We start from the raw sequence: 21,708 nt of genomic DNA on the forward strand, positions 1-21,708 counted from the left end.
GTACAGAGCTGCAAGCACGTGCCGTTCCAGGTTGATAAATTTATAAAATTCAGTTGGTTGCATGATTTTTGACGAGTTGCTGGGAGCGATATCGGCGCAGCCTCGATAAACAGGCCCCAGGTTGGCGCGTGCGGTGATCCGGGTCGTCACGGCCTGATCAGGCGTGGCTGCGCTCGCTCGAAGGTCTTGCGGCCGGCCTTGTAGCCCATCAGCGGCGGGCTTATCTCCGCTACCACCGCGGCCGGCGAGGGTGCATCGAAGACGATGAAGTCGGCGCGGCAACCGGGCGTCAGGCCATAGTCGGGCAGGCGCAACAGGCGTGCCGACTCACTCGACACCCAGCTCAGGCAACGCAGCAGTTCGGCCTCGGTAGCCAGTTGGCTGACGTTGGCGAACAGGTTGGCCTGGCGCACCAGCGAGGCGTCTCCGTAGGGGGTGAAAGGGTTGCCGATGTTGTTGGTCGATAGCGAGCAGGTCACGCCACAGGCATGCAGATGCTGCAAGGGCGCCAGGCCACGGGGCCGGTTGTGGAAGTGCTCGCGGCCGGTGAGGAACAGGTCGGTACTCGGCAGGCAGGTGACCTGCACGCCGGCCTCGGCCAGCGATTCGGCAACCGCCAGCAGGGTGTCCCTGGGCAGTGCCGAGAGCTTGGTCACATGGCCGATGGTTACCCGGCCAGCCCAGCCGTGCTGATGGGTGCAGCGGATCACCTCGCCGATGGTCATGCCTTCGGGGTTCAGGTCGAAATCCAGATGAAAATCCAGATCGCGATCGAACTCCACCGCCAGCTCGAACAGCCGGCGAATCTGCGCGCCGGGGTCGGCATCGGTGTAGGGGCAGCCGCCAAGCACCTCGGCGCCCTGGGCTAGCGCCTCGCACAACAGGGCTTCGGTGCCGGGGTTGTTGAGCAGGCCCTCCTGGGGGAACACGCAGATTTCCAGGCTGATGGCCCAGGCGTAATCGGCCTTCAGGCGGCGCACGGCGTTGAAGCCAGTGAGGCCGATCTGCGGGTCGATCTCGACGTGGGTGCGCATGTGCGTGGTGCCCTGGGTGATGGCCTTTTCCAGCACCTGGGCGCCGCGCCCGTAGACGTCCGCTTCGGTGAAGTCGGCCTTGGCCGAACGGGTCTGGGCGATGGCCTCGGCGAGGGTGCCTTCGCTGAGCTGGCAGCGCTGCATGATGCAGGCCTTGTCCAGATGGATATGAGTTTCCACCAGGCCCGGCAGCAGCAGCTTGCCCTGCAGGTCGAGGATCTCGGCGCCGGCACCTGGCGCACTGACGAAGCGGCCGTCTTCCACGTACAGGGTCTGCAGCGCCTGGGCATCGGCGCCGAGGCGGGCGTTGATGAGGGTCAGGGCGCTCATGCTGCCGCTCCTTCGCCGAGATAGGCCGCTTCCAGTTCCGGATCGCCGCGCAACGCTTCGGCACTGCCGGATTTGACGATGCGCCCGGTCTCCAGCACGTAGGCGCGGTCGGCTACCTGCAGGGCGAGGTTGGCCATCTGGTCGACCAGCAGCAGGGTCACGCCTTCGTCGCGCAGGGCGGCCAGGGCGTCGTACAGCTCGCCGATCATGGCGGGAGACAGGCCCAGGGAAGGCTCGTCGAGCAGCAGGATCTTCGGCTTGGCCATCAGCCCGCGGCCGACCGCCACCATCTGCTGTTCGCCGCCCGAGAGCAGGCCGGCCGGGCTGTCGATACGATCACGCAGGCGTGGGAAGCGGCGCAGGATGGCTTCGATTTCCGCGTCGGCATCGAAGGCCTCCTTGCGTGAGTAACCGCCGAGCAGCAGGTTGTCGCGCACGCTGAGCTGCCCGAACACCTGGCGGCCCTCCGGTACCAGGGCCAGGCCGCGGGCAGCGATGGTGCTGGCATCGGCGTGCTCGATGCTTTCGTTATCGAGCAGGATGCTGCCGCCACTGGCTTTGTGCAGCCCGGCCAGGCATTGCAGGATGCTCGACTTGCCGGCGCCGTTGGCACCCAGAATGGCAATCAGCTCGCCCGGATTAACGACGATATTGACCTTGTCGACCACTGGCGCGGCGCCGTAGTCGATGACCAGATCCTTGATGTACAGGCGAGCATCGCGCGAACCGTCCCAGGCTTCGGCCCGCGGTGTGGCCTGGTAGCTGGTGCCGCCGAGATAGGCAGCGATGACGCGTTCGTCCTTGCGCACCTCATCCGGTACGCCCCAGGCGATTGGCTTGCCGGCGTCGAGCACCAGCAGGCGCTCGGACACGGCCATCACCAGGCCCATATCGTGCTCGACCAGAATGACCGCGATGCCGAACCCGGCGAGTGTCTTGAAAAGGCCGGCCAGGCGGTCGGTGTCGCTGCGGCTGAGCCCGGCAGCCGGCTCGTCGAGCAGCAGCACGCGCGGGCAGGTGGCCAGGGCGCGGGCGATTTCCACCAGGCGGCGGTCGACGTGGGCCAGGTCATCGGCCGGGGTGTTCACCGAGCCTCCATAACCGACCAGCGTCAGCAACTGCAGCGCCAACTGGCGCCGGGTTTCGCTGGCGCACTTCAAGGGCAGACCGAGACGGCCTTGCTGCATGGCCACCAGCAGGTTCTCCAGCACCGACAGTTCGCCGAACAGCTGGGTGGTCTGGTAGGTACGGGCGATGCCGGCCCGGGCGATCTTCCAGGCCGGCAGGCCGGCCAGGGGGCGGCCCAGGTCGATGCTGCCGCTATCGGGTGCGTAGAAGCCGCTGATCATGTTCAGCACCGTGGTCTTGCCCGCGCCATTGGGGCCGATGATGCTGGTGATGCTGCCCGGTGGTGCCTGCAGGCTGACGTGTTGCGCCGCCTGGACGCCGCCAAAGCGAATGCCGATATCCTTGACCAGCAGGCCGTCGCGGGCGGCGCTGTCCTGCTGGAAAAACGCGCTCAGTTGCGCCTGGTCGAAGGCCGCCGGGGCGCACTGGTGAACTGGCCGCAGCCACAGGCTGGCCAGGGTGCCGAGCAGGCCCCGAGGCGCTGCCCAGAGCACACTGAGCAACAGCACCGAGAAGATCAGCAGGCGGTATTCGGCGAAATCCGAGAGCATTTCCGGTAGCAGCACGATCAGCAGGGCGCCGAGCAGCGGGCCGAACAGGGTGCCGCTGCCGCCGACGATCACTGCTAGCACGAACAGGATCGACTGCGAAAAGGGGAACGAAGCCGGGTTGATGAACATCATCAGTGGCGCCACCAGCGAACCGGCCAGGCCGGTGAGTAGGGCGGACAGGGCGAAGGCCAGGGTCTTGGTCTGCACCGGGTTGAAGCCCAAGGAGCGGGCGGCGATCTCGGTGGATTTCACCGCGCGCATGGCCATGCCCCAGCCGCTGTGGCGCAGGCGCTGGAACAGGGCCAGGGCGGCGATCATCAGGCCAGTGGCGATCAACGCTATGCTCACGCTCGGGTCGAGGCTACCGATTTCTGGCATGGGGATGCCCATCAGGCCGTTAGCCCCGCCGGTCAGCGAGCGCCATTCGATCAGGCCGTGATGCACCACCAGGGCGAAGGCGATGGTGATCATCGCCAGGTATGGGCCGCTGACGCGCAGGGCGGGAATCGCCAGCAGCGCGCCAATGGCGCCACAGGCCAGGGCAGCGGCGATCATCGCCAGGCCCAGGGGCAGGCCGGCCATGGTCAGCAGTGCCGAGACATAGGCGCCGATGGCGTAGAAGGCGATATGGCCGAAGGAGATCTGCCCGCTCAGGCCGATCAGGATGTTCAGGCCCACGCCGACCACCACTGCCAGGGCGCAGAAGGTGAAGACCAGCAGCGAGTAGCTATCGAGCAGCAGTGTGGCGGCGATGCAGGCCAGCGTCAGCAGAGCCAGGGAAATAGGGGCGAACAGGGAATTTTTCAGGGTCATACTTTCACCAGGGTCTTGCTGCCGAACAGGCCATTGGGGCGCAGCGCCAGGGCCAGAATGACCAGGGCGAAGGTGAACAACTGGGTGAAGGCCGAGCCGAAATAGACGGTCACCAGCGCCTCGACCAACCCGAACAGCAGGCCGGCGGCGAATACTCCGCCAGCGCTGGCGATGCCGCCAAGAATCGCCACGGCGAAAGCCTTGAGGCCGAACAACATGCCCATCTCGGCATTCACGCTGAACAGCGGCGCGATCAACAGACCGGCGATGGCGGCGAATACGGTCGACACGGCAAAGGCCACGGCCACTACTCGATTGACGCGGATGCCCATCAGCATCGCCGCTTTGGGATTCTGTACGCAGGCTTCCAGCACCTTGCCCAGGCGCGTGTAACGGCGCACCAGAAACAGCGCCAGGGCGATGCCGCCGCCTACCAGCGGAATCAGCAGTTGCAATACGCCGACGTTGTTGCCGAACAGCTCCAGGTGCTGGTTGGCCAGCGCCGAGGTGAACTGCCGTGGCTCCTTGCCAAAGGTGAACAGCGCCAGGTTGTCGACCAGGATGCCGGCGGCCACTGTCGCCATCAGCCAGGCTTCGGAGCCGCGCGAGTGGAAAGGGCGCACCAGAAAACGTTCGATGATCAGCCCGTAGAGGGCACACAGCGACAGGGTCGCCGGAACTGCCAGCCACAGTGGCCAGCCCCAGGTGATGGCGAAGCTGTAGCCGAGTACGGCGCCGACCATCATGGCGCTGCCCTGGGCGAAATTGACCGTACGTGACACCACATAGGTGATGTGGAAGCCCAGGGCCAGCAGGGCATACATGCTGCCCAGTCCGAGCCCGGTGATGATGGCGGCGGTGATCATGACGATAGTCCTCAGAGCGGGCCGTTAGGCCCCCTCGTATACGGCTTCAGGGGGCGAGCGGAACGATGCGGCCGTCGACGAAATGGGTGAAGACGTAGTCGTCCGGGCCAAGGGCGTCGTGCTTGGTCGGTGTGAAGGGCTGGGTGTAGTCCTTGATCAGGCCCTGGTAGCTGTCGATTGCATAGAAGCCATCGCGCACCTTGCTGCCCTGGGTGTCGCCGGCCTTTTCGATGGCCGCGGCGGCCAGGTGCATGGCGTCGTAGGCATTGGCGATGCCCACCGCCGGGGTCACGTCGGCCAGGCTCTTGATCTCCGGGAAGCGCTGTTTGAGGGCCGCCAGCACGCTGTCGCCCCTGGCGCTGTTGTGGTCGGTGAACACGTAGGTCTGGATGAAGTGCACGCGGCTGGCGTTGGGGCCGGCCAGCTCGCTGAAGCGGCCACCTGCCGGGCCCCAGTGGGAAACCACCGGCACGTCCCAGCCCATGCGATCAAGGGACTTGACCACCTGGGCCGAGGGGCCGACGTTGCCGACCATCAGCAGGGTGTCGGCGCCGGCATTCTTCAGGCGGGTGAGTTGCGGCACCACGTCGAGGTCGCTGTCTTCGATGCGCTCGATGCCGGCGTAGTCCATGCCGCGTTTGGCCAGGGCGGCCTTGAAACCGATTTCATTGGATTCGCCCCAGGGATTGTTGATCAGGATCATCCCTGGCTTCTTCATGCCTTTCTTCACGCCGTACTCGACCAGTGCTTCGTCGACCAGCTCATCCACCGCTGACACGCGGAATACGTAATTGTCCTTCGCACCGTTCTCGGTGATCTTGGTACCAGCAGCCCAGATACCCATGAACGGCACTTTCAGCTGGTTGGCCAGTGGCACGATGGCCAGGGACACCGGCGTGTCGAGGCCGCCGAACAGCACGGTGACCTTTTCCCGCTGCGCCAGTTCGCGAGCGGCCAGCATGCCCTTGGCCGGGTTGCTTTCATCGTCGCGACGAATCAGTTGTACCGGGCGGCCGAGAATGCCGCCCTTGGCGTTGATTTCGTCGATAGCCACCGTCAGCCCGCGGGTCAGCGCCTCGCCGGATTTCGCCGACTGCCCGGACAGAGCGGCAACCAGGCCGACCTTGATTGGCTCCTCGGCGTGCGCCGGAGCGTTCAGTGCCATACCGAGGCTGGCAACAGCCACCGCACAGGGCAGCAGGCGGCGTAGTGGGGATAACAGTTTGCGCATGAGCTTTCTCCTTATTGCTAGCATTTGTATATAATTTGCTAGCAAACCTGGTGCCACAACGCGCAAACTGGCCGTTCCGGGGTTTTCCCGGAATATCCATTGCCGGCGTGCACGAATAGCGTGCATGCCGCACCACATGCAGGCACGAACAGTGCCTCGGCACGATCAACGAATTGGGAGAGCAGGTATGAGTGAAATGAATGAGGCCGTGCAAATTGTTAGCGATTTCCTGGCGGCATCCATGGCGCCGGATCCGGTCAAGGCTGCTACCTACATGAGTGACGACGTGCGCATCACCTTCACCGGTGGGCGTCACATGCCTACGCCCCAGGACATCACCGCCTTCAACGGCTCACGCTACGCCTGGGTGAAAAAGGCCCTCGGCCAGTTCGACTGGACCGAGCGCGACGACCATACCGTCGTTTACTCCAATGGCACGCTGTACGGCGAGTGGCCGGACGGCAGCAGCTTTTCCGGTAATCGCTATCTGGATCGTTTCGAAGTCCGCAACGGAAAGATCACCCGCATGGACGTCTGGAACGACAGCGCCGAGTGGCTGCTGACACCGGAAATCGCCAAGGCCTGACTGTGCGCTGACAGGTCGACATGCCGGCCTGTCACGACCGCTTTCGCGTCGGTCGTGGAATCCTCAAGGGGAATTGGCGAATAATGCTGCCATTGGCTAGCGCCGCCCCAACACAGGAATCCATTTTCCATGAGCGCCTCCACACCTCCTTTGGTTCTCTCGATCCAGTCCCATGTTGCCCTCGGCCATGTCGGCAACGACGCCGCCGTGTTTCCGTTGCAGCGCCTGGGTTTCGAAGTGCTGCCGGTACACACGGTGCAGTTCTCCAACCACACCGGCTACGGGCAGTTCCGCGGCCAGGTGTTCGATGCCGAGCATATCCGTGAGGTGCTCGCCGGTTTGCGTGACCGTGGCGTGCTATCGAAGGTCTCGGCGGTGCTTTCCGGCTACCTGGGCGATGCGGCGATTGGTGGCGTGATACTCGAAGCGGTGGACGAGATTCGCCGGGATAACCCGGGCGTGCGCTACCTCTGCGATCCGGTGATGGGTGATGTGGGGCGGGGGGTATTCGTCAACGCGGCGATCCCGGATTTTCTGCGCAACCTGGCGATACCCTGCGCCAACATCATCACCCCCAACCAGTTCGAGTTCGAGCTGCTGACCGGCAGCAAACTCGACAACATCGATGAGGCCGTGCGGGTAGCGCGCCAGTTGCGTGGTCGCGGACCCGATGTGGTGGTCATCACCAGTCTGGCCACGCCGGATATTCCTGCTGACCAGCTCTGTACGCTGGCGGTCAACGGTGAAGGTGCCTGGCTGGTGAGCACGCCGCGCCTGGCGCTGCATCCGCTGCCCAACGGTATGGGCGATGTATTCTCGGCGACGTTGCTGGCCCGGTTGCTGTCCGGGCATGCATTGCCGCAGGCATTGGAACTGGCGACGGCAACGCTTTATGCGCTGGTGCAGGAAACCAGCGAAGGCTCGCGTGATCTGCCGCTGGTCAGGGCTCAGGAGCAGATTGTCGAGCCGGCGCAGCGTTATGAAGCAAGCGAAGTGGTCAGCCAATGAACGGATATGCATGGTGTGCAGCGGCCCTGCTGCTGATCAGCGTGCACAGCATGGCCTGCGAGGTGGATACCGCTGCTGCGGTTCGCGACCAGACGTATGGCAATTTCGTCATCCCGGTGCGGGTCAAATCCGGCGAGCGCTGCGTGATCCTCGATCAGCTCAGCGACGAGGGCCGCAAGACGCGTATGGACCTGTGGGTGCCAGTGGAAAAAATGGGTAACAGCACGCCCAAGTTGGGTCGCTGGAAGCGTGAGTACAAGGTCGACGGCGATGTCGCCAAGATGGACCGCTTCGTCTACCTGGCCGGCGACAAGGCGGGGGAGGATTCAGTGGTGTTTTCCTCGTTCCCCAATGGGCAGGAGCGGAGGGCCGTCGAATACCGCATCCGTATCGAGTGACCCATCGGGGGCAGTCGGGGTGTTTGCGTCAGCCCTGCGGTGCCTTGCTATTGCTCATGGTTGTTGTGGGCGCTTGAGGCATTAGGCGCCGTAATCAGGCGCTAATGCTGGCGCTCAATGCTGATATCAACCAGCTTGCCGTCGATGAAGCGCAGATTGCGCACCGCGCCATTCCTGGGCGCATAAGACCAGGTTTGAACTTCTACCGAATGCGCTCGATTCGGATTGGCGGGTCGCCTATCCGGCGGCTCTATAAGGCTTTGAGCGGGTGTTCCACAGAGGGTCTGCACCCGGTCAACAGTATCGCCCAGAGCGATCAGCGAGGTACCGCAGCGCATCGCTGCCAGGCCCGGCATCGTGACGAAAAGCAGGGCCCATAGCAGCGTCGTCTGATTCATCTTTTTCTTCATGGCGCTTTCTCGCGGTTTTCAGCTACCGGTTAAGCCTTAAGGAGGTTGCCAACGAAAATGATGGGTAGAGAGTCTGCTAAACGCAACCTAAGACCTAGCACGCCTGCAGCCATGAAGATCTTTTTCACTATCTGACGGCCATTTCGGGGCAGCAGCCGGCTTGCACATTTAACTGGAAGGTAGCCGGATGTCGGTTGGTAGCAATTGACAAAAAGCCGTCCATTTCATAATTTTGTGCGCACGCAAACGTTTGCGTTTTCATAACAACGACAATAACCACGGAGTTCGCCCATGTCCGGTTTCCGTCCTGCCCGGCTCTGCGCCGCCATCGCCCTTGGCGCCGCTGCCCTTGTCAGTTTCTCCAGTGCCCATGCCGCCGAAGGTGATACGCCTCGTGTTGCGCTGGTCATGAAATCCCTGGCCAACGAGTTCTTCCGCACCATGGAAGATGGCGCCAAGGCCTACCAGAAAGAAAACCCTGGGCAGTTCGAATTGATCGCCAACGGCATCAAGGACGAGACCGATACCTCGGCGCAGATCCGTATCGTCGAGCAGATGATCGTTGCCAAGGTCGATGCCCTGGTTATCGCCCCGGCCGATTCCAAGGCCCTGGTGCCGGTGATCAAGAAGGCCAGCGATGCCGGCATCAAGGTCGTCAATATCGACAACCGTCTCGACCCTGAGGTGGTGAAGAGTAAAGGCCTGGACGTGCCGTTCGTGGGCCCGGACAACCGCAAGGGCGCGCGCCTGGTCGGTGAATACCTGGCGCAGAACAAGCTCAAGGCTGGCGACGAAGTCGGCATCATCGAGGGTGTGTCCACCACCACCAACGCCCAGCAGCGCACCGCGGGCTTCAAGGACGCCATGGAAGCGGCCGGCATGAAGATCGTCGGCGTGCAGTCGGGTAACTGGGAAATCGACCGTGGCAACGCGGTGGCCTCGGCCATGCTCAACGAGTACCCGGATCTGAAAGCGCTGCTGGCCGGCAACGACAGCATGGCACTCGGCGCGGTATCTGCCGTGCGTGCCGCCGGCAAGAAAGACCAGGTACAGGTGGTCGGTTACGACAACATCAACGCCATCAAGCCGATGCTCAAGGACGGTCGCGTGCTCGCCACCGCCGACCAGTTCGCGGCTCGCCAGGCGGTGTTCGGCATCGAGGCGGCGCTCAAGCTGGTCAAGGGTGAGCCTACCGGTGCGAAAGACGGCGTGATCGAAACTCCGGTCGAACTCGTGACCAAGCCGTGACCCATGCAGTAGTGGCCGGCGAGACCGTTCTCGCCGCCCGCAATATCGGCAAGACCTACGTCCAGCCCGTGCTGGGCGGGGTCGAGCTGGAGCTGCGCGCCGGTGAAGTGCTGGCGCTGACCGGCGAGAACGGCGCCGGTAAAAGTACCCTTTCGAAGATTTTCTGTGGGCTGGAGCAACCGACTACCGGCTCCCTGAGCTTTCTCGGCCAGCCCTATGCGCCGGCCAGTCGCCGCGAGGCCGAGCGTCTCGGTGTGCGCATGGTGTTGCAGGAGCTCAACCTGCTGCCGACCCTGACCGTGGCCGAGAACCTGTTTCTCGACAACCTGCCCAGCCGTGGCGGTTGGATTGCCCGTGGCCGCCTGCGCGAGATGGCGCGTGAGGCCATGGCCCGGGTCGGCCTGGAGGCCATCGACCCGGATACTCCGGTCGCCGCGCTGGGCGTGGGCCATCAGCAGATGGTCGAGATCGCCCGTAACCTGATCGGCGATTGCCGCGTGCTGGTGCTCGACGAGCCAACGGCGATGCTCACCGCCCGTGAGGTCGATTTGCTGTTCGAGCAGATCCAGCGCTTGCGCGATGCCGGTGTGGCCATCGTCTATATTTCCCATCGCCTGGAAGAACTGGCGAAAGTGGCCCAGCGCGTGGCCGTGCTGCGCGATGGTCAACTGGTCGCCGTTGAGCCCATCGACCTTTACAGCAGCGACGAGCTGGTCACCCTGATGGTCGGCCGCGATGTCGGCGATGCCATCGATCTGGGCGAACGGCAGATCGGTGCGCCGCTGTTGCAGGTCAGCAATCTGTGCCGCCGCGGCAAGGTCGACGACGTGTCGTTCAGTGTGCGGGCCGGGGAGATCTACGGCATTTCCGGGCTGATCGGCGCTGGCCGTACCGAATTGCTGCGGCTGATCTACGGCGCCGACCCCGCTGACAGCGGCCAGGTGGCCATCGGCAATCCGCCTGTGCCGGTGCGCGTGCGCTCACCCGCTGAAGCGGTGGGCCATGGCATTGCGCTGATCACCGAAGATCGCAAGGGCGAAGGCCTGCTGCTCGGCCAGCCGATTGCCGCCAACCTGGCGCTGGGCAATATGCCGGCGGTGTCCAAACACGGCGTGATGCGTCCGGCGGCCGAACAGGCACTGGCACAGCGGCAGATCGACGCCATGCGCATTCGCTGCAACGGCGCTCATCAGGCGGTCGCAGAATTGTCCGGCGGCAACCAGCAGAAGGTGGTCATCGGCCGCTGGCTGGAGCGCGACTGCCAGGTACTGCTGTTCGACGAGCCGACCCGCGGCATCGACGTTGGCGCCAAGTTCGAAATCTACGGCCTGCTCGGCGAGCTGGCGCGCCAGGGCAAGGCCTTGGTGGTGGTGTCCAGTGACCTGCGCGAGCTGATGTTGATCTGTGACCGTATCGGCGTGCTGTCCGCTGGCCGCCTTATCGAAACATTCGACCGCGACGACTGGAGCCAGGACCGTCTGCTGGCTGCCGCTTTTGCCGGCTACCGCAGCCGCGAAGCCCTGATCGGCGATGTCGCCCCCCCGTTACAGGAGCTTTCCCAATGACCACTCCGTCCGCCACGCCCACCAAGCGCAGTGGCACGCACCAGGGCCTGGGCACCTACCTCGGCCTGGCTGGCGCGTTGCTGGCGATGATCGTGCTGTTCTCATCGCTGAGCAGCCATTTCCTGTCCTACTCGACCTTCACCACCCTGGCCAACCAGATCCCCGACCTGATGGTGCTGGCGGTGGGTATGACGCTGATCCTGATCATCGGCGGCATCGACCTGTCCGTCGGCTCGGTGCTGGCACTGGCCGCTGCCGTGGTCAGCGTGGCAACCCTTGGCTTCGGTTGGGGCATCGTGCCCGCGGCGCTGCTGGGCATGGCCTGCGCGGCGTTGGCCGGCAGCGTCACCGGCATCATCACCGTGGCCTGGGGCATTCCCTCGTTCATCGTATCCCTCGGCGTCTTGGAGATGGCCCGCGGCCTGGCCTATCAGCTCACTGACTCGCGCACCGCCTATATCGGCGACGCCTACGCCTGGCTGTCGACGCCGTTCGCCGCGGGTATCTCGCCGTCGTTCGTGATCGCCTTGCTGGTGATCGCCGCCGCGCACCTGCTGCTGACCCGCACCGTGTTCGGCCGCTACCTGGTGGCCATCGGCACCAACGAGGAAGCGGTGCGCCTGGCCGGCATCAACCCGAAACCGTACAAGATATCGGTATTCGCCCTGATGGGCCTGCTCGCTGGCCTGGCAGCGCTGTTCCAGATTTCCCGTCTGGAAGCCGCCGACCCGAATGCCGGCTCCGGCCTGGAGCTGCAGGTGATCGCGGCGGTGGTGATCGGCGGCACCAGCCTGATGGGCGGGCGCGGTTCGGTGATCAGCACCTTCTTCGGCGTGCTGATCATCTCGGTGCTGGCCGCAGGTCTCGCGCAGATCGGCGCCAGCGAACCGACCAAACGCATCATCACTGGTGCGGTGATCGTCATCGCGGTAATTCTCGACACCTACCGCAGCTATCGCGCCAAGCGCCGGGGCTGATCGTCCATGGCCACCATCAAGGACGTCGCCGCGCGGGCGGGTATTTCCTACACCACGGTGTCACACGTGGTGAACGGAACCCGGCCGGTCAGCGACCCGGTGCGTGCCAAGGTCGAGGCGGCCATCGCCGAGCTGGGTTACGTGCCCAGCGGCGTGGCCCGCTCGCTCAGGGCGCGCGCCACCGGCACCATCGGTTTGCTGGTGCCGAACGCCAGCAACCCGTACTTCGCCGAGCTGGCCCGCGGCATCGAGGACCACGCCGAGCGCAACGGCTACAGCGTGATCCTGTGCAATTCCGATGACGACATCGACAAGCAACTGCGCTACCTGCGCGTGTTGCTGGAGCGGCGTATCGACGGGCTGATCGTCGCCACCGTGGCCAGCGACGCAGCGTTCGCCCAGGCGCTGGCGGGTCTGAAAGTGCCGCTGATGCTGGTCGACCGCTCCCTCGATGGCGTGACGGCGGATCGCGTGCAGGTCGACCACGAACGCGGCGCCTACCTGGCCACCCGACACCTGCTCGACCTCGGCCATCGGCGCATCGCCTGTATCGGTGGGCCGGCCAGCACCCAGGTGGTTCAACTGCGTGCGGCGGGTTACCGAAGGGCCCTGGCCGAAGCCAATGTCGAGACATTGCCGGTAGCCGATTGTGCCTTTACCAGCCCGGCCGGGCACGCGGCAGCACAGGTGCTGCTGAATGGCGATGACGCGCCGACGGCGATCTTCGCCGGTAACGACATGATCGCCCTGGGTGTGCTGCGCGCTGCTGCCGAACGCAACGTGAGCGTGCCGCGGCAACTGTCGGTGGTGGGCTTCGACGACATCGAGGTCAGTCGCTATCTGCATCCGGCATTGACCACCGTCGGCCAATCCATCGGCCAGCTCGGTGAAACCGCGGCTGCCCGGTTGCTGGCGCGTATCCGCACCCCCGGCCTGAGCGCCGAGCAACGACTCATCGAACCCACACTCGTGCTGCGCGAATCCAGCGCGGCGCCCCTTGTTTGAACCGGCCTGAGCGCGTGCGCGCTTTGGCGGATTGAGAGGAACACCAGTAATGCACGCGAAAGTAGTTGTGGTGGGCAGCTTGAACATGGACCTGATCGTGCGCATGCCGCGTTTCCCGGTTGCCGGCGAAACGCTGGCCGGGCACGGTTTTGCCACTGCCGCCGGCGGCAAGGGCGCCAACCAGGCGGTGGCCGCAGCGCGCCTCGGCGCCAAGGTGGCGATGGCCGGTTGCGTGGGTGACGACTCCAATGGCGCCGAGCTGCGCGCCGGCCTGCTCGCCGAAGGCATCGACTGCAGCGGCGTGGCGACGGTGCCCGGTGTGGCCACCGGCATCGCGACCATTCTGGTCGACGACGCTGGCCAGAACGCCATCGTCATCGCGGCGGGCAGCAACGACGAAATGACTGCCGAGCGCCTGGCCGATCACGATGGGTTGCTGGAAGCGGCGGATATCGTCATTGCGCAGCTGGAAGTGCCGATGGCCACTGTCGAAGCCACCTTGCTACGTGCTCATGAGCTGGGCCGCACGGTGATCCTCAACCCGGCGCCCGCCGTTGGGCCGCTGCCGGAAAACTGGTACAGCCTGATCGACTACCTGATTCCCAACGAGAGCGAAGCCGCGCTGTTGACCGGCATCGCTGTCGACTCGCCTGAAAGCGCGCTGCAGGCCGCGCAAAAGCTGCTCGCCAATGGCGCCCGCCGCGTGCTGATCACCCTCGGCAGCCAGGGCGTTTTCTACGCCGATGGCGAGCGCCATCTGCACCTGCCGGTCGAGCCTGTGGTGGCGGTGGATACCACCGCTGCCGGTGACACCTTTGTCGGTGGGTTCGCTGCCGGTCTGGCCGAAGGCATGCCGCTGGAAAGCGCCATCCGCCTCGGCCAGAGAGCTGCCGCCCTGGCCGTTACCCGGCCTGGCGCACAACCCTCCATCCCTCATCGCCACGAGTTGCCCGCATGAAGAAGACGCCACTGCTCAACGCCGAACTGTCAGCCGCCATCGCTCGCCTGGGCCATGGCGACATCATCGTCATTGGCGACGCCGGCATGCCGGTACCCGCAGGTACACCCTGCGTCGACCTGGCGCTGACCGCCGGCGTACCGGACTTCGTCACCACGCTCAAGGTGGTCCTAAGCGAGATGCAGGTGCAGGGCCATCTGCTGGCGCGAGAAACTCTGGAGGTAGCGCCGTTGGCGCTCGAGGCCATCGAAAAGCTGAGCGCAGAAGGCGAGCTGGGCGAGCGCCAACTGGTCAGCCACGACGAGCTCAAAGCCGCCTGTGCCAAGGCTCGCGTTCAGATCCGTACCGGAGAATGCCGGCCTTACAGCAATATTGCGCTGATTGCTGGGGTGACTTTCTAATAAGCTCTTCAGGATCTTCTTGAACGCGCCACGTGGCAGCTTCAAGGCAATTGCAGCCGCTGGCACGGGCAGCTACCGGCCAGAAGCAGCCTGTCGCCTGCATCAGCTTTAACAGCCAATATGAGTCCTTCGAGAAAATGCATTGTGGTGTCTACGAAATCAGGGGCAATTCAGATTATCCGTTCGCACGCTACTCATGGGAATTAGGCTACTTTGGGCTGTCACGGAATGCAGAGCTTTTTGCAAACACATCTGCCATGAAGTCCATGAATACAATGGCTCGCTTGGGCAGCAGCCGATTCGCTAGATATACAACGTGGATCGGCACCTGTGGTGCTACGTAGTCTTTAAGCAGCAATTCAAGGTTGCCACTTTTCAGCCCTTCCTCATAAAGCCACTGAGGCCCCTGTGCGATCCCCAGCCCTGCGTTGACATACTCACGTATCGCCTCGGGAGAATTAACCCGCAGTCGCCCGGAGACCGGGACATCAATGTCCTTGAACCGCCAGTTAGTCCCGGTAGATAACAGGGTGTAAATAAGGCAGTCGTGTTCCTTCAGGTCGTCAGGCGAAGAAGGAGAGCCACATTTCGCCAGATACTCGCGGCTGGCCACGCACACGCGCTCGAACCACGCTAACGGCCGTGCGCGCATTGCGCTGTCTTCCAGATGGCCAATGCGAATCGCGAGCTCGGCTCCCTCGTCGACCAGGTTGACGTAGCGATCGTTGATCTGGAGATCGAGCGACACTTCTGGATAGAGCTCAAGAAACCTAGCCACATGGGGCACGATAAAGGTGTGCGCCAATGCAGTCGGGCATGCAACGCGCAGTAACCCAGACGGCGCCACGTTGCCTTTTAGTGAGGATTCGGATTGTTCCACCGAGTCCAAGATACGCCGCGCATCTGCGTAGTAGCGCTCACCTTCAGGTGTGAGCGTCAGCTTTCGTGTCGACCGGTGAAGCAACCTGGTTTGCAGATGATCTTCGAGTGCGGCGACGTAACGGCTCACGTTCGGCTGCCCGAGTCCGAGATCACGTCCCGCAGCTGAAAAGCTGCCTGTCTCGACCGCGCGTACAAAACAGCTCATCAGTAACAACCGATCCATCACACCTCCTCTTTCATGCGGATTTCGCATGAGATGTATGCTCTACGGCCATCTTATCAGCGCGATGGCATAAATCCATGATTGCTCTCAGAAGGTCAGTCGTCCGACTGGCCGTCACATATGAGAGGAAATTTACATGTCCCGTTTACAAGGCAAGCGTACGCTCATCACCGGCGGCACAAGTGGCATTGGTCTGGAGACCGCCAAGCAATTCCTCGCAGAGGGCGCACGGGTGATCGTCACTGGCGTCAACCCTGAGTCCATTGCGAATGCCCAAGCTGTCTTAGGCAGTGAGGTTCTAGTGCTAAGAGCCGACTCCGCCAGTGTCGCAGCCCAGAAGGAGCTGGCCCAGGCTGTTCAGTCTCATTACGGGCAACTCGACGTTGCCTTCCTCAACGCCGGCGTATCCGTCTGGATGCCAATCGAAGACTGGAACGAGAAGATGTTTGACCGCTCCTTCGACATCAACGTCAAAGGGCCTTACTTCCTTCTGCAAGCACTGCTGCCGGTCTTCGCCAACCCGGCATCCGTGGTTCTCAATACCTCGGTCAGTGCGCACCTGGGCGAGGCGCGTTCATCCGTTTATGCGGCAACGAAGGCTGCCTTTCTGAACATGTCCAAGACGCTTTCGAGCGAGCTCCTTCCGCGTGGTGTTCGAGTAAATGCGGTCAGCCCAGGGCCGATCGATACGCCGCTTTACGACAAGCTGGGTATCCCCGATGCCTACCGCGAGCAGGTCAACAAGGATATTGCTGCGACCATCCCATTTGGCCGTTTTGGCACGCCTGAAGAAGTAGCTAAGGCGGTGCTGTACCTCGCGTCGGACGAGTCTCGTTGGACAGTGGGAACGGAAATTATCGTTGATGGTGGTCGCTCGCTTTAACGAGCTGGGCACGCCTTCGCGTCTGTACATCCCGCTTCCTGCCCGGAAGTGGGATCTGTCGAAATAACATTGGGTATTCAAATGTCGCAAGCACAGCTCACGCTCGTTAGCCACGGGCTTTGCCCGTTTGTTCAGCGAGTGGCAATCATGCTCCTTGAAAAAGAGGTTCCATTTCAGCGCATCGACGTGGATTTAAAAGTCAGGCCCGACTGCTTTATGGCCATCTCACCAACAGGCAAAGTCCCACTCCTGAAGGTGCAAAAAGGCGACGAGAAAGCCAATGTGCTCTTCGAGAGCGTGGCCATCTGCGAGTACATCGAAGAGGTGTATCCGAACCCTGCTTTGCACCCGGAAGATGCCATCACCCGAGCTCAGCACCGTGCCTGGATCGAATTCGCCACTGCCATGCTCGCGGATGCGTGGGGATATCTTAATGCTGCTGATCAGCAGGCAGCGCTCGGTAAATCTGCGGCGTTGAGAGGCAAACTAGAGCGATTCAACCTTGAAAAGCCGGACGGCCCTTACTTCGCTGGTGCGAAGCTCAGCATGGTGGATATCGCCGTCGCTCCAGTTTTCCGCTATTTCGACCTTCTGGGGTTCGAACCAAGTCATCCGTTGTTCGAAGGGCTTGGCCGCATTGCAGAGTGGCGCCATGCACTGGCAAACCGCGCGAGTGTTCAAGCTGCAGTTGCCGAAGATTATGCGTCCCGGTTCCACGCACATCTGCAGCAAGCCAAGGCCATCCTGGTTAGCTAAGTCGGGCATTTCGGTTTGGCTCAGGCCTTTGCTGCGGTGTTATCGAAAAGCCCTGCCCCCATTCCTGCTCTCTTAAGCTCAGAGCCGTCAATGGAGTCTCGTAGCGGTTGCTTAAATGGTCGAGGTGAATCCCTTAGTTTTCCAGAAACCTTTAAGCCTCAAGATGGTACTCATGCGACTGTGAAATCGTCGCCAATTTTTGACTACTGCAAAGGGCCGCTTCTGGCCGAAAGCGAACGGTGAACGGCGCTTTTGTGGGAGAGGCCGGGCGGCGATCCGCTGCCTCGATCTTTGCCTGGATAGGCGTAAGAGCTCGGGGCTAAAGCCCCTCCCATGATCGTGAACGGCCGCTACCGCCACATTGCTGCTATCGGCCTCTGCCTCAACTCCAGCTCAGGATCGGCCAGCCCTCGCGCTCGGCATGTTCGCGCAGCACCGGGTCGGGATTGACCGCGTGGGGTTTGTCGACCCGTTGCAGAAGCGGCAGGTCGTTGCGTGAGTCGGAGTAGAAGTAGGCGCCTTCCAGCGTCTCGCCGTGTTCTTCCAGCCAGGCGTGCAGGCGCGTGACCTTGCCTTCGCGGTAGGTCAATACACCCTCGGTTTTGCCACTGTAGTGGCCGTATTCCTCGTGCAGGTCGATGGCCAGCACTTCGTCGACCTTGAGGCGCTCGGCGATGGCGCTGACCAGGAAGTGCGCCGAGGCGGAGATGATCAGGATGCGGTCGCCGGCCTCGCGGTGGGTGGCCAGGCAGCGGGTGGCGTCGCTGAAGAAGATCGGCTCGATCACGTCCTCCACGAACGGCTCGACCACGAAGGCGACTTCCTCCGGCGTGCGGCCTACCAGTGGCGACAGGCTGAAGGCCATGTAGTCCTCCATGGCCAGTTTGCCTTCTGCGTACGCCGCCATCAGTTGGTGATCCTTGGCGATAAAGCTCTCGCCGTCGACCCAGCCCAGGGTGGCCATGTACTCGCTCCACAGGCTGGCGCAGTCGCCGTTGATCAGGGTTTCGTCGAGATCGAAAATTGCCAAAGCCATCAAGCTACCTCTTTTACGGCATGCGCCGCGATATCCAGTGAGATGGGGTGGCCGTTGGCGTACAGGTCGTCGGCGCTGCGGTTGAGCACATCGACCAGCAGTTCCACGCCGCCGGCGTCCACCCGGTAGCGGATGATATTACCGAGCAGGGCGTGACTGCGAATGGTGGCGCTGATCGGGCCCTGGCCGAGCACGATGGCTTCCGGGCGAATCGCCACCTGGCTGCTCAAAGGGCGGCCGAGCAGACGGCTGGCGGTGGCGGCGTCGAGCAGGTTGTAGTTGCCGATAAAACCCGCGGCAAAGGCATCGGCTGGCGCGGTGTAGAGGGTTTCCGCGTCGCCGCTCTGGACGATGCGCCCGGCGTTCATCAGGAAGATGCGGTCGCTCATCACCAGCGCCTCTTCCTGATCGTGGGTAACGAAGATCGTCGTCAGGCCAAGCTCCTGCTGGATGCTGCGGATCTGCTCGCGCAGGTGCTTGCGAATACGCGCATCGAGGGCCGACAGCGGCTCGTCGAGCAGCAGCAGCCGTGGGCGGGTGACCAGCGAGCGGGCCAGGGCGACGCGCTGGCACTGGCCGCCGGACAGCTGATGGGGGTAGCGGCCGGCGAAGTCGCCCAGCTCGACCATCGCCAGGGCTTCCTGGACGCGGGCGGCGGACTCTTCCTTGCCGACCTTCTGCATGCGCAGGCCGAAGGCGACGTTCTGCGCGGCGGTCATGTTGGGGAACAGCGCGTAGCTCTGGAACACCATGCCGATGCCGCGCTTTTGCGGCGACAGTGGCACCAGGTCTTCGCCGCCGAGCAGGATCTTGCCGCCGTTGACCTCGGTGAGGCCGGCGATGCAGCGCAGCAGGGTGGATTTGCCGCAGCCCGAAGGGCCGAGCAGGGTGACGAATTCGCCTCTCTCGATCTCGGCGTTGATGTCGCTGAAAATCGCGGTGCCGCCGTAGCTCTTGTGCAGGTTCTGGATGCTCAGGAAGCTCATGCCTTGTCCCTGTTCAGTCGATTGGCCGCCCAGGTGAACACCAGGACGAAAAAGAAGTAGGAGATCACCAGGGCGCTGTTGAAGTGGCCGCTGCTGTTCTTCATGTTGTTCAGATACACCTGCAGCGTCTCGTAGCGCGTGCCGACCAGCAGGTTGGCGAACACGAATTCGCCGAACAGGAAGCTGAACGACAGGAACAGCGACACCATCAGGCCCTTGCGCAGGTTGGGCAGCACCACCAGAAAGGCCGCTTTCCAGGTGCTGGCGCCGAGCAGGTGGGCGGCGTCCATCAGGTCGCGCAGGTTGATCGCCTGCAGGTTGTTGGTGATGGCCCGGTACATGAAAGGCAGGGCGATGGTGAAGTAGCAGCCGATCAGGATCCACGGCGTGCCGACCATCGCCAGGGGCCCGGAGCCGTAGAGTTGCAGCAGGCCCACGGCGGATACCACCGGCGGCACGGCGAACGGCAGCAGGATCAGCACGTTCATTACCGCGTCGAGTTTCGGGAAGTGGTAATGCACCACGAACAGCAGCGGCAGGATCAGCACCACCGACAACGCCAGGGCGCCGAAGCAGACCAGCAGCGACTGGCCGAAGGCCTTGAGAAAGCGCGGCTCGCCCCACAGCTCCAGGTACCACTTGAAGGTCAGGCCATCCGGCAGGATGGTCGCCGACCAGCTGGTGGCCAGGGAGTAGAGCAGGGTGCCGGCCAGGGGCAGCAGCAGGATCAGGAACAGCAGCCAGACCACCACGCGGTGGTAGAGACTTGCGGCGGGAACATCAGCGCGGGACATGGTAGCTCCTCCTCAGCAGCAACTGATGGACGAGGGTGATCGCCGCCATCAGGCCGACCAGGATCATCGCCAGGGCGCTGGCCATGTTGGGGTCGAGGGAAATGTCCCCGGAAATCATCGCGGCGATGCGGATCGGCAGCACGTTGAAGTTGCCGGTGGTCAGGTAATACACCGTGGCGTAGGCGCCCAGGGCATTGGCCAGCAGGATCACGAAGGTGCCGAGCAGCGCCGGGGTCAGCACCGGCAGGCCGATATGCCGCCAGAAGGCCCAGGTGCCGGCGCCGAGCAGCGCGGCGGACTCGCGCCAGTCCTGGCGCAGGGCGTCGAAGGCGGGGTAGAGCAGCAGCACACCGAGGGGAATCTGGAAGTAGGTGTAGAGCACGATCAGGCCGTTCTTGGAATACAGGTTGAAGCTGTCGATCAGCCCCGCCTGGATCAGCAGCAGGGTCAGCGCGCCGTTGAAACCGAGCAGGATGATGAAGGCGAAGGCCAGGGGCACGCCGGCGAAGTTGCTGGTCATGTTGGAAAAGGCGATCACGAAGTCGCGCAGTTTCGAGTCCACCTGGCGCAGCGAGTAGCTGCCGACGATGGCGATGAGCATGCCGAAAACGCTCGACCAGAAGGCGATCTGCAGGCTGTGCTTGACCGCCTGCATGTAGAACTTGGAGGCGAAGGCCTTCTCGAAATTGCCCAGCCCCCAGCCGTCCGGGGTGTTGAGGCTGTTGATCGCCACCCAGATCAGCGGCGCGACCTGAAAGGCGAAAAAGAACAGCGCGAAGGGCAGCAGGCACAGCGCTGCCAGCCATTTGCCGCGGGGTTTGTGGGTGGCGGTCATCGCAGCAGCTCCCGGCACGAGGGTTTGTCATGGGCCACGCCGAGCAGCTCGCAGATCGTGCCGCATAGCTCCAGCTGCTTCGGCGCGGCGGCCTCGCTGAGGCTGAAGGCATCACCGAGCACGAACAGCGGCACGTCGCGTTCTTCGGGCAGCAGGCCGTTGTGGGAGCGGTCGTCGTTCATGCCATGGTCGGCGGTTACCAGCACCTGATAACCGGCGTCGAGCCAGCCTTGCAGGTAATTGGCCAGCTGAATGTCGGCGACACGCGCGGCGTTGCGGTACTGGCTGCTGTTCAGGCCGTGCTTGTGGCCGGCGTCGTCGATATTCATCGGGTGCACCAGGAGAAAATCCGGGGTGTGATTCAGGCGCAGGCTCTCGGCATCGTCGAACAGGTGCGAGTCGGGGTAGTGGTCGACGTAGTAGAAATGCCCGTGCTGGATCGGCAATTCGGCATCGCGGGTATGCCGGTCGCGGGCGGCCACGAAGGGCGCACGGTTATATAGCTCGCTCATCCAGTGGTAGGCCGCGGCTGCAGTGCTCAGCCCGGCGGCGCGGGCGTAGTGGAACACGCTGCGCTCGCTGCTCAGGCGCACCACGTTGTTGTGCACTACGCCGCTGTCGATGGGCGTCACGCCGGTGAGAATGCATTCGTAGAGTGGGCGCGACAGTGACGGCAGCTCGCACTCGAGTTTGTAAAGGGCAGCACGGCCAGCGGCGCGATAGGCCTGCAGGTGGCCGAGTGCATGCCGAGCGACCTCGTAATTGAGGCCGTCGAGAATGACGAGGATGACCTTGTACGACATG

General features: G+C 63.2%; 22 protein-coding genes. 11 read left to right on the forward strand and 11 right to left on the reverse strand.

The window, feature by feature from the left end:
• Positions 1–146: 146 nt before the first annotated feature.
• Genes BUC40_RS12480 through BUC40_RS12495 form a run of 4 tightly spaced genes read right to left on the reverse strand, consistent with a single transcriptional unit; the run spans position 147 to position 5,953 of the window.
• Positions 147–1,364 carry an amidohydrolase family protein gene (locus tag BUC40_RS12480; protein ID WP_073266072.1) on the reverse strand — a complete coding sequence of 406 codons (1,218 nt, stop codon included), beginning with the start codon at positions 1,362–1,364 and terminating at the stop codon, positions 147–149.
• The gene (locus BUC40_RS12485; RefSeq protein ID WP_073266074.1) at positions 1,361–3,856 is read right to left on the reverse strand and encodes a branched-chain amino acid ABC transporter ATP-binding protein/permease; all 2,496 of its coding nucleotides are present in this window, start codon (positions 3,854–3,856) and stop codon (positions 1,361–1,363) included. The genes BUC40_RS12480 and BUC40_RS12485 overlap by 4 nt, the downstream gene beginning before the upstream one ends.
• Positions 3,853–4,722, reverse strand: coding sequence for a branched-chain amino acid ABC transporter permease (locus tag BUC40_RS12490; protein WP_073266076.1), 870 nt, complete (start codon positions 4,720–4,722; stop codon positions 3,853–3,855). The genes BUC40_RS12485 and BUC40_RS12490 overlap by 4 nt, the downstream gene beginning before the upstream one ends.
• A gap of 46 nt (positions 4,723–4,768) precedes the next feature.
• On the reverse strand, positions 4,769–5,953 hold the full coding sequence (locus BUC40_RS12495; RefSeq protein ID WP_073266078.1) for an ABC transporter substrate-binding protein: 1,185 nt from the start codon (positions 5,951–5,953) through the stop codon (positions 4,769–4,771).
• A 187-nt stretch (positions 5,954–6,140) separates the two neighbouring features.
• Here BUC40_RS12495 and BUC40_RS12500 point away from each other — a divergent pair, with 187 nt between their 5' ends.
• The 3 genes from BUC40_RS12500 (at position 6,141) to BUC40_RS12510 (ending at position 7,945) form a co-directional block, all read left to right on the forward strand.
• Positions 6,141–6,539, forward strand: a complete 399-nt coding sequence (locus BUC40_RS12500; protein ID WP_073266080.1) for a nuclear transport factor 2 family protein — start codon at positions 6,141–6,143, stop codon at positions 6,537–6,539.
• A gap of 129 nt (positions 6,540–6,668) precedes the next feature.
• On the forward strand, positions 6,669–7,547 hold the full coding sequence (gene pdxY, locus BUC40_RS12505; RefSeq protein WP_073266082.1) for a pyridoxal kinase PdxY: 879 nt from the start codon (positions 6,669–6,671) through the stop codon (positions 7,545–7,547).
• A complete protein-coding gene (locus tag BUC40_RS12510; RefSeq protein WP_073266084.1) occupies positions 7,544–7,945 on the forward strand; it encodes a hypothetical protein in 402 nt (133 codons plus the stop codon). Before pdxY ends, BUC40_RS12510 begins: the two co-directional genes overlap by 4 nt.
• Positions 7,946–8,046: 101 nt before the next feature.
• Here BUC40_RS12510 and BUC40_RS12515 read toward each other — a convergent pair whose 3' ends face one another.
• Positions 8,047–8,355, reverse strand: a complete 309-nt coding sequence (locus tag BUC40_RS12515) for a DUF2845 domain-containing protein (RefSeq protein WP_083593499.1) — start codon at positions 8,353–8,355, stop codon at positions 8,047–8,049.
• Positions 8,356–8,646: 291 nt separating this feature from the next.
• On the opposite strand from BUC40_RS12515, the gene BUC40_RS12520 reads away from it, so the two are divergent.
• Genes BUC40_RS12520 through rbsD form a run of 6 tightly spaced genes read left to right on the forward strand, consistent with a single transcriptional unit; the run spans position 8,647 to position 14,509 of the window.
• Positions 8,647–9,603, forward strand: coding sequence for a sugar ABC transporter substrate-binding protein (locus tag BUC40_RS12520; RefSeq protein ID WP_073266086.1), 957 nt, complete (start codon positions 8,647–8,649; stop codon positions 9,601–9,603).
• On the forward strand, positions 9,600–11,168 hold the full coding sequence (locus tag BUC40_RS12525) for a sugar ABC transporter ATP-binding protein (RefSeq protein ID WP_425272927.1): 1,569 nt from the start codon (positions 9,600–9,602) through the stop codon (positions 11,166–11,168). Before BUC40_RS12520 ends, BUC40_RS12525 begins: the two co-directional genes overlap by 4 nt.
• Positions 11,165–12,145 carry an ABC transporter permease gene (locus BUC40_RS12530; protein WP_073266088.1) on the forward strand — a complete coding sequence of 327 codons (981 nt, stop codon included), beginning with the start codon at positions 11,165–11,167 and terminating at the stop codon, positions 12,143–12,145. The genes BUC40_RS12525 and BUC40_RS12530 overlap by 4 nt, the downstream gene beginning before the upstream one ends.
• A 6-nt stretch (positions 12,146–12,151) precedes the next feature.
• Complete coding sequence (locus tag BUC40_RS12535) at positions 12,152–13,150, forward strand: LacI family DNA-binding transcriptional regulator (protein ID WP_073266090.1); 999 nt, start codon at positions 12,152–12,154, stop codon at positions 13,148–13,150.
• Positions 13,151–13,199: 49 nt separating this feature from the next.
• A complete protein-coding gene (rbsK, locus tag BUC40_RS12540) occupies positions 13,200–14,108 on the forward strand; it encodes a ribokinase (protein WP_073266092.1) in 909 nt (302 codons plus the stop codon).
• Complete coding sequence (gene rbsD, locus BUC40_RS12545) at positions 14,105–14,509, forward strand: D-ribose pyranase (RefSeq protein ID WP_073266093.1); 405 nt, start codon at positions 14,105–14,107, stop codon at positions 14,507–14,509. Before rbsK ends, rbsD begins: the two co-directional genes overlap by 4 nt.
• 208 nt (positions 14,510–14,717) lie before the next feature.
• On the opposite strand, the gene BUC40_RS12550 is transcribed toward rbsD, so the two are convergent.
• Positions 14,718–15,614, reverse strand: coding sequence for a LysR family transcriptional regulator (locus BUC40_RS12550; RefSeq protein WP_073266095.1), 897 nt, complete (start codon positions 15,612–15,614; stop codon positions 14,718–14,720).
• A gap of 136 nt (positions 15,615–15,750) precedes the next feature.
• Here BUC40_RS12550 and BUC40_RS12555 point away from each other — a divergent pair, with 136 nt between their 5' ends.
• Positions 15,751–16,497 (forward strand): SDR family oxidoreductase, encoded by a 747-nt coding sequence (locus BUC40_RS12555; RefSeq protein ID WP_073266097.1) that lies wholly within the window; start codon positions 15,751–15,753, stop codon positions 16,495–16,497.
• Positions 16,498–16,578: 81 nt separating this feature from the next.
• Positions 16,579–17,253, forward strand: a complete 675-nt coding sequence (locus BUC40_RS12560; protein WP_073266099.1) for a glutathione S-transferase family protein — start codon at positions 16,579–16,581, stop codon at positions 17,251–17,253.
• Between the two features lie 382 nt (positions 17,254–17,635).
• Here BUC40_RS12560 and BUC40_RS12565 read toward each other — a convergent pair whose 3' ends face one another.
• The 5 genes from BUC40_RS12565 to BUC40_RS12585 are packed head-to-tail and all read right to left on the reverse strand — an operon-like array spanning position 17,636 to position 21,707.
• Positions 17,636–18,289, reverse strand: coding sequence for an HAD family hydrolase (locus BUC40_RS12565; RefSeq protein WP_073266101.1), 654 nt, complete (start codon positions 18,287–18,289; stop codon positions 17,636–17,638).
• The gene (locus BUC40_RS12570; RefSeq protein WP_073266103.1) at positions 18,289–19,275 is read right to left on the reverse strand and encodes an ABC transporter ATP-binding protein; all 987 of its coding nucleotides are present in this window, start codon (positions 19,273–19,275) and stop codon (positions 18,289–18,291) included. Before BUC40_RS12570 ends, BUC40_RS12565 begins: the two co-directional genes overlap by 1 nt.
• Entirely contained in the window at positions 19,272–20,069 is a 798-nt protein-coding gene (locus BUC40_RS12575) for an ABC transporter permease (protein WP_013790849.1), read from the reverse strand. The genes BUC40_RS12570 and BUC40_RS12575 overlap by 4 nt, the downstream gene beginning before the upstream one ends.
• Positions 20,056–20,904 (reverse strand): ABC transporter permease, encoded by an 849-nt coding sequence (locus BUC40_RS12580; RefSeq protein WP_073266105.1) that lies wholly within the window; start codon positions 20,902–20,904, stop codon positions 20,056–20,058. The genes BUC40_RS12575 and BUC40_RS12580 overlap by 14 nt, the downstream gene beginning before the upstream one ends.
• Positions 20,901–21,707 carry an alkaline phosphatase family protein gene (locus tag BUC40_RS12585; RefSeq protein ID WP_073266107.1) on the reverse strand — a complete coding sequence of 269 codons (807 nt, stop codon included), beginning with the start codon at positions 21,705–21,707 and terminating at the stop codon, positions 20,901–20,903. Before BUC40_RS12585 ends, BUC40_RS12580 begins: the two co-directional genes overlap by 4 nt.
• Position 21,708 lies beyond the last annotated feature (1 nt).

The sequence above is a fragment of the Phytopseudomonas punonensis genome (genome assembly GCF_900142655.1).
GTDB lineage: Bacteria > Pseudomonadota > Gammaproteobacteria > Pseudomonadales > Pseudomonadaceae > Aquipseudomonas > Aquipseudomonas punonensis.